Source organism: Haloferax sp. ATB1 (assembly GCF_000730175.1).
Genome location: NZ_JPES01000041.1, coordinates 98,805 through 105,715 on the forward strand (window position 1 = coordinate 98,805; position 6,911 = coordinate 105,715).

The window sequence follows — 6,911 nt, forward strand, 5'->3', positions numbered from 1 at the left end:
AGCTACTCCACGGGACGGACTGTGTCGCCATCTCGTTTGACTCGGTCGAACGTCGCGAGATACGCGATCCGGTCGCGAACCTCGTCGGTATCCAGCTCCAGTTCGGCGGCCAGTTCGTCGATGGTCATCGGTTCATCGAGTGCCTGGAGGACTTCGAGCCCCCGGTAGTACCTATTCGTGAGCTCCTGGACGCGGGCCTCGATTGGCGTGGTCACCCCATACCGCTCCTCAAGTTCGACCAGGGCCTCGTTCGCGAACGTGGCGAACTGATCGTCTCCCAGGCGTTCGATCTGGGCTTCGAGTTCAGCCCGGACGACGTCGTAATCGAGGCCGGCCTGCACGAGCATATTCATGTCCTCGATGTCGTCGTCGCGACCGGCGATCGCCTTGAACAGAAAGATATCCTCGTTGCTGACCAGCCGGACCGTCAGTCCATCCGTGTCGAGGAACGGCTCGCTGCGCTCTTGCATCCCGTCGGTGAGCACGAGCTTGTTCGCGACCTGCTGGTTGAAGATATCGAGGCGACACCCATCGTCGTTCTCGACACAGCTCGTCGCGCCCAGCGCCCGGTAATCTGGATCCAGAGACTGGACCTCCGCATACCCGAGGTCCATTAGGACGGCCCACAGCTGGCCGTACGCGTCGCCATCCGGGACGACCAGGTCGATGTCTTTCGTCGCTCCCTTGAGGTCGCGCAGCGACATCGCGCCACCACCGATCAGGTAGACCGTGAGCGGTTCAGATAGCCCGTCCCCGATTCGCTGGAATTCGTTCTCGATGTACTCGCGTCCGAATGTTGGTCTCATTGTGGTAGTGGCACCTCGTAGTCAGCCGCCAGCTCCTGGAACTCATCCCACGCCGGGAGCCAGTCATCATCGACCTCGCCGTGGGTCTCGAGGTAGCGGAGCAAGGCGTCGATCTCGTCTTCAAGTCCATACTTCGCCGCCTGCGCTCGGAGGTCCTCCTCGTCGACGTCGACGTGGCTGAGCAGGAGGAGACAGTACGAGCGGTGGCGGCTGCCGTCGTCGATTAAGAGGGTATGACAGCAGAGCTCCGCCGGCGAGACTGCGTCGAGTTCCTCGGAGTAGACGTAGTAGCGGTGGCCGGTGAGCAGGAACTGGAGGTCGAAAGCCGCGAACCGAGCGAGGCCGGTTTCGTGGAACGCCTCCGCGTCGATCTCCGTCTCGGCCTGGGCGAGGAATTCGTCGTAGTCCTCCCAGAGAATCGTGCCCTTCGGGGCGACGGCTTCGAGGCGTTGACGATGCAGATGGTGTGCGAGTTCACGGGCGAACGCGTGGAGGCGGTCGAAGTCGGCGTTGAACTCGTAGTGGCCGTCGGCCGTCCCGACGAGACCACGGTCGCGGAACCGTTTGAGAATCCGGTTGACCGTGTTGCGGTAGTTGTCGCTCCGGTCGGCGATCTCGGAGACGGTTCGCGGCTGGTCGAGGTAGTACAGCACCTCGAGTGCCTTGCCGGTTAGCAGCTCGGGGAACTCGATGTGGGAGTGTTGGCGAACAAGGTCTCGATAAAGTTCGACGGCGCGAGCATCCGACGGGACGACGCGTTTTCGCCGGCCATCGCGTTCCGTGTAGACGAGCCCCTTCTCAACGAGGTCGCCGACGGCACGGGAGAGGTAGCTCTCGCTGTGGTCGAGCTTCGTCGCGAGCTCGGAGATCGTGTCGCCGCGGTCGACCGTGGCGAGGACCTCGAGTTCGATGCGCCGGAGCATGGTGTAACATAGTACGAAACTTATATATAAAGAAGTTTCGAGTAGTGTTACAGTCAGTAATCGCGAGAACCGCCCCACATCGTCTTAACCAACAAAAATTATGATCCGTGGACTATGTTGGTTAACTTGAGTTGAGCTATGGTGTCCTCCATACCACCACTGCCCTATCAGGACTTCCTCTCGACATCGTCGCCACGTACGTGACAGGTTCGTAGACGCCCGTGAGCGATCGGCAGGACCTGCGGACTGCGGACGAAGCCACACCGAGGCCTAGCAGACCGAAACTGAGGTGCTTTACTGGAAATTGCGGTGTGGTACTGGTAATACGTATCTCCATGAATCGTCAACGACGAGTGGACTAGGGGATTTGTTCACGACCGGTGGGCTCAGTACTCTCTCTGTTTCACGATCAAAATCTCCGATCGATATCTCAAGGATAGCCCCAATCGCCAAATTAAATACACCCGTGAACGGCTACACTCGTGCTGAGTGCCTCTAACCCACCAGCATTGGCGTGTCTCGGGGTGCCCGACCTGATACACGTCAGAAGGTTCCCTCATCCCCTTTCACTCCGAAGTCGGATCGTAACCAACTCTCCAGGAACTCACCTACCGCGAACACAGACGTGATCTCGCAGAATGGATGCTCGCACTCGAGGAAACCCGGGTAAAGCCGAAGGCTACAGTCACAGCACGGTCAAAAACCGGATAAACCGCCTAGACCTCTTCTCCCGTTTTGTCTGGGAGCGTGAAGGCCGATTCATCCAAGAACTCACGACAAAACACGCTGACAGCTGGATGCGATACCTCGCACGACAGGACCACAAAGAATCCACCAAATGCCACTATCAGAAAGCAGCACAAACACTGTTCAAGTGGAAACGCTGCGCACGCAACCAAGACACTGAATGGAATCCTGAAATCGAATACAGTGATCCATCCACAAGCTACCAACCACGGGATTACCTGACCAAACAGGATAGAAGGCGGTTGCGAGAAGCCGCAATGGAATATGGCAGTATACCCCACTATAACTCTGTAACACCTGCCGAGCGAGAACAGTGGAATATCTATCTCGCACAACGACGCCTTCAAAAACCCAAAGAATAGGTCTCGAAAACGGATTGGAACCAGGCGAACAGCTTCAAGTACACCTCGATGATCTATACCGCATTAGACGCTGGTCTCCGACCCATCGAGATCAACCGGGCGAACATTCACTGGGTAGATGTTGACAACTCCGTACTCCGGATTCCACGAGAGGAATCTTCGAAAAACCGGGAGAACTGGATTGTCGCATTGAAACCCGAAACCAGCAGCATCCTCTCACGCTGGATAGAAGAACGAAAGCAGAAATCCAAGTACAACGGCCGGGTTGCGTTGTGGCTGACCAAGTATCAGTACCTCACAAAGCATCCTCGGCTAGTTGTTTCTGAAGCCTGAGTTCTGTGGCGAAGCGGTTGCACTGACGGTCTTGACGAGAGAATCAGAAACGAATCGATGCAGAGACGTCGCTGTCGGCGGCGGCTGCCGCCGACGCGACAGCGTCGCCACTCCCGCTGGAGGCTGTCTGGGTGGTGATTACCGGTGGAACCGGTCGTCCGGTGGTCGGTTTGCGGGGACGGCCCGACGCGTCGCGAGGGCCGTCCACGCTGCCCGTCGGATCATGTTGGTGAACTCCTTGAACGACCACTGCCAGAGGCGACGCCCGCCTCGGCGGGGCGTCGCCACGTACTCCCAGTGCAGATACCGCCAGACGTTCTGTAACAGCAAGCTCACCACGACGTACAACAGCCGCACGACCGGATTTTGTGTCGAGGTCGTCGCAATGCTTTGTTCAGAGAGTCGATAGCTCGCCTCGATACCGAAGCGTTTCGCGTAGTGGTATCGAGCGTCTCGTGGTGAGTCGATGAACGGCGCGTCAGCGGCGTAGCCGTGACGCGCCACGCCATGGTCGTCGTACCGTCCGTTTTGGTAGGTACAGTCGATGTAGACGGGAAACTCGACGGTCCAGCTGTGACCGTCGAGTTTCGCCGTCAGGCTGTGCTGAATTACGCGACTCCAGCCTTCCGAGAGTTCCTGCTTGATGGTTTTTCCCCAGCGGACGATCGGCATCACGTAGGCGTGGTTGTGCGCCTGAAGCAGCGTCAAACACTTGCTGTCGTAGAATTCACGGTCAAGAAAGACGGCCTTGACGTCGAGGTCAAGGCCGTCGAGGAGACCAAGAAACTCAGCGAGGACACTGCTGGCGGTGTCGCCGTCTTCGAGACGGCGCACCGCCAGCGTGTAGCGCTTGTTCTTCACACGCGCGTAGAGTGTCGCGTAAGCGTGGAACGCAGTGGTTCCACGCTTCGCTTGGGAGTGATAGAGACCGTCCGTGTCATCTTCGTCACCATAGTAGGGCCGCAGGTGGAGGTCTGAAACGACCTCCACCTGCTTGGGGAGGACGTCAAGAACGTCTTTCTGGAGGAGCGTGTTGCCAACTTGTTCGAGCGTCTCTAGGTCGAATTTAGTGCGGAGATGGTAGAGAACCGAGTTTTTGTGGGGTGCATCTTCGCTTCTCTCACAGAGCGTTGAGACCGAGGTCCCGTCGGCGCACGCGCCGACGAGGACCTCGTAGATGTCTTCAGCATCAAGTTCAGCGTTTTCACCGAGAGTGAGAGCAACTTCCTCGTCAAGGGAATTGACGAGGAAGTTAAGGAGCTGGTCCTCGTGGATTTCACCGTCTGCTTGCTGGGTTTTGAACACACCTTCTGCAAGCAGACGTCTCAACTAACCGGCTTTGTGATGTACTGAGTATGGAAACCGATACAACAAGGACAGTTTCAGAACCGTGTTCCGCACCATCGCCACCGAAGCCGGCCTCGACCTCGAGAACCGGGATTTGACGCCTTACAGCATCCGTCACTCAACGGCGACGTACGTAGCTGAACAGGAAGGGTTAGCTGTCGCAGCCGCACAGTGCCGGCACAAATCCAAGCGCACCACAGAAAAATACGAACACAGTTCAGTGACTCGGCAAAGCAACGCGGTCAACAACATCGACTAACTGTCTCGCTCTACCCTTTCGAGGGGCAGAGATCATAGTACGGTGGTTAGTCGTTAACAGTTTCAAGGCTGATTCAGAAGCCGGTTTTCGGAGTTGTCTGGTTCAACTGATCTGGTTCTTTTTTCTTTGAGAAGTCTTTCTTGAAGTTGATCTCACTGGCTTGTTAGAATACAGTAACTGTTCTTTCTGAAGGATGTGGGCAGATCGGGTGGTGAGTCAGATAGATTCGGCATACGTTCTGAGATCTTCTTCATATTCCCGTATTATGTCTTGGCGATTTCTTGGTTGATGTGTGAACTCGCCGTTTTCGTATATTACCTGCTCAACGACTCCACTTTCATGGCTCTGTCTCTGTGCTTGTCTTATGGCATCTAGGTGGTCTCTGGTGAATTCTACTATGTTTCCTTCATCGGGGTTGGTTCTTCGTCTCCCGACCTCTAATTGTGTCTGGAAGTTTGTAGCTACACCATTCTGTCTTGGGATAATGCCGTTCAGCGATTTAGTGACATTGGTGTGTATGTTTTCCCAGAATTCTGTTGTTTCTGTATCGTCTTCTAGGTATCCTATCCCTTTTAGATAGCCTGCCACTGCGTGGCCTGAGGCGAATGATGCGTGTTCGTAGACGTCGTCTCCTTCTACTGTGTATGCCTCTGATCCTTTGGCGTCTTTTAGCTCCACCCCTATGTCGGGTTCCATAAATTGACATCTTTGGTTGCCGTTTTCATCGATGAAGACTACTGTGCCGCTTTGTAGGATTCCGTTGAGTATACCGAGTTCTGGTAGTATATGCGTGTCTTGTCCTACGTTGAAGTTGTAATAGCCTTCTGTGTGTAGGTTGTCGGCGGCTACGTTCCATATTGCGACTGCTTCTCGTCGGTTGCTTCTTCCCATCACGTTGTTTGCGGAGATGTAGGTATCTTCGAGCATTTTGTGTCTAGTTGGGTTCTTATCTCGTGATGATTGTCCTCTGGTCATTCTTAGGGTTTCTTCGACGTTTCCTTCTGGATTGTATATTTCTTCGTCTTTTCCTATCCATTCTGGTATGTCTAGTTTTGGCCCTTGGTTTCTTGCTGTTGTTTGGTTTCCGACGGCTTCTGTGGTTGTTTTTTCAGCTGTTGTTTCTGTAGGTGTATTTGTTGTTTCGTGTGGTGCATTTCCTGTACATCCTGCTGCGAGAAGTGTTGTACTGGCAGCCCCGAGCTGTTTGAGTAGCGTTCTTCTTTTTCTGCCACGTTGGGGTTCTAAGCCTTGTTTGACAGCTTTGGATAGCGTTTGGTCTTCCATACTTGGTTCTTATCTACGTGTTATTGACCTGACTAATATAAAACCCAATCCGGATTTTTGTTACCAGCCAGTCGACAAAACCACGAGTTTTTCTATTGGTATGCGTGGTCCCAGTGTTCTACTGCGAGAAAGACCAGGCCATCATCGTCGACATCGAAAAACACGCGGTGATCTACTGTTCCGCCTCTGTTCCCGATTTTCAGCCGCCAAACCTCGGTATCACCGAGGACAGACGCACATTCCTCGATGACCACAATCTGCTCACCGGTGAGGAGCCCCACCAGCAAACCGACGAAACAATCTCGGATATTCGCTATCAGCGCCGGCATCACGCTTCTCACAGGGCGTTCGTGCTCTTTTCCGGACTGTGTCAGGTCGGAATTGGACTCGCTGCTGCGGTCCTCACCGACGGCGTTGGGAGCCTGATTGGAGTGACGCTCGTCGGCTGACGAATGGACAACATCGGGTAGGCTGGCTCGGTAGGCCGACAACAAAACTCGTTCACCGCGAAGTCTACAGGGAACACGAGAGGTTGCTTGGAAGAACTCCTCCGCACTCCAACCTTCGATGCCCACCGTGATCGCTTCCCTTGGTTGAACTGTGCTTCGCCGCCGCTTGGGGGCGACCAGATCGGGGTTGAACCCATCGAATGTCTCCTCGACTCGTACTTTGGATACGGTCCTCAATCCTTTCAGACACTCATCTACTGAGGAGGGCTTTCGTTGGTAGGCTACCTCACGTGTTCGGTAAGTGAATCGTGTCGGTACGTTTGGGGGGCGACTGCTCGGGTTGCGCGCGCTCCGGCGGGCAGACCGTTCCTGCCGGGCCCGGGCGTTTCGCGCTGCCGTTG

The 6,911-nt window shown here is 55.2% G+C and carries 6 protein-coding genes and 1 pseudogene; 3 read left to right on the forward strand and 4 right to left on the reverse strand.

The genetic code is table 11. The features are described 5' to 3' along the window. Nucleotides 1-2: 2 nt before the first annotated feature. On the reverse strand, nucleotides 3-806 hold the full coding sequence (locus ATB1_RS06965) for a DUF6036 family nucleotidyltransferase (RefSeq protein WP_042662874.1): 804 nt from the start codon (nucleotides 804-806) through the stop codon (nucleotides 3-5). Next, nucleotides 803-1,729 carry a MarR family transcriptional regulator gene (locus ATB1_RS06970; RefSeq protein WP_042662875.1) on the reverse strand — a complete coding sequence of 309 codons (927 nt, stop codon included), beginning with the start codon at nucleotides 1,727-1,729 and terminating at the stop codon, nucleotides 803-805. Before ATB1_RS06970 ends, ATB1_RS06965 begins: the two co-directional genes overlap by 4 nt. Before the next feature lie 1,157 nt (nucleotides 1,730-2,886). On the opposite strand from ATB1_RS06970, the gene ATB1_RS24525 reads away from it, so the two are divergent. Next, nucleotides 2,887-3,171, forward strand: a complete 285-nt coding sequence (locus ATB1_RS24525) for a site-specific integrase (protein ID WP_052367829.1) — start codon at nucleotides 2,887-2,889, stop codon at nucleotides 3,169-3,171. Nucleotides 3,172-3,309: 138 nt separating this feature from the next. Here ATB1_RS24525 and ATB1_RS06980 read toward each other — a convergent pair whose 3' ends face one another. Beyond that, nucleotides 3,310-4,476 carry an ISH3 family transposase gene (locus ATB1_RS06980; protein ID WP_042662877.1) on the reverse strand — a complete coding sequence of 389 codons (1,167 nt, stop codon included), beginning with the start codon at nucleotides 4,474-4,476 and terminating at the stop codon, nucleotides 3,310-3,312. Nucleotides 4,477-4,540: 64 nt separating this feature from the next. Here ATB1_RS06980 and ATB1_RS20460 point away from each other — a divergent pair. Further along, nucleotides 4,541-4,777, forward strand: a pseudogene (locus tag ATB1_RS20460) (tyrosine-type recombinase/integrase); the annotation flags it as partial. 216 nt (nucleotides 4,778-4,993) lie between these two features. On the opposite strand, the gene ATB1_RS06985 reads toward ATB1_RS20460, so the two are convergent. Beyond that, nucleotides 4,994-6,061 carry a hypothetical protein gene (locus ATB1_RS06985; protein ID WP_128081425.1) on the reverse strand — a complete coding sequence of 356 codons (1,068 nt, stop codon included), beginning with the start codon at nucleotides 6,059-6,061 and terminating at the stop codon, nucleotides 4,994-4,996. Nucleotides 6,062-6,165: 104 nt separating this feature from the next. Between ATB1_RS06985 and ATB1_RS24530 the strand changes: the two genes are divergently transcribed. Further along, the gene (locus ATB1_RS24530) at nucleotides 6,166-6,510 is read left to right on the forward strand and encodes a hypothetical protein (protein WP_042662881.1); all 345 of its coding nucleotides are present in this window, start codon (nucleotides 6,166-6,168) and stop codon (nucleotides 6,508-6,510) included. Nucleotides 6,511-6,911: the final 401 nt, after the last annotated feature.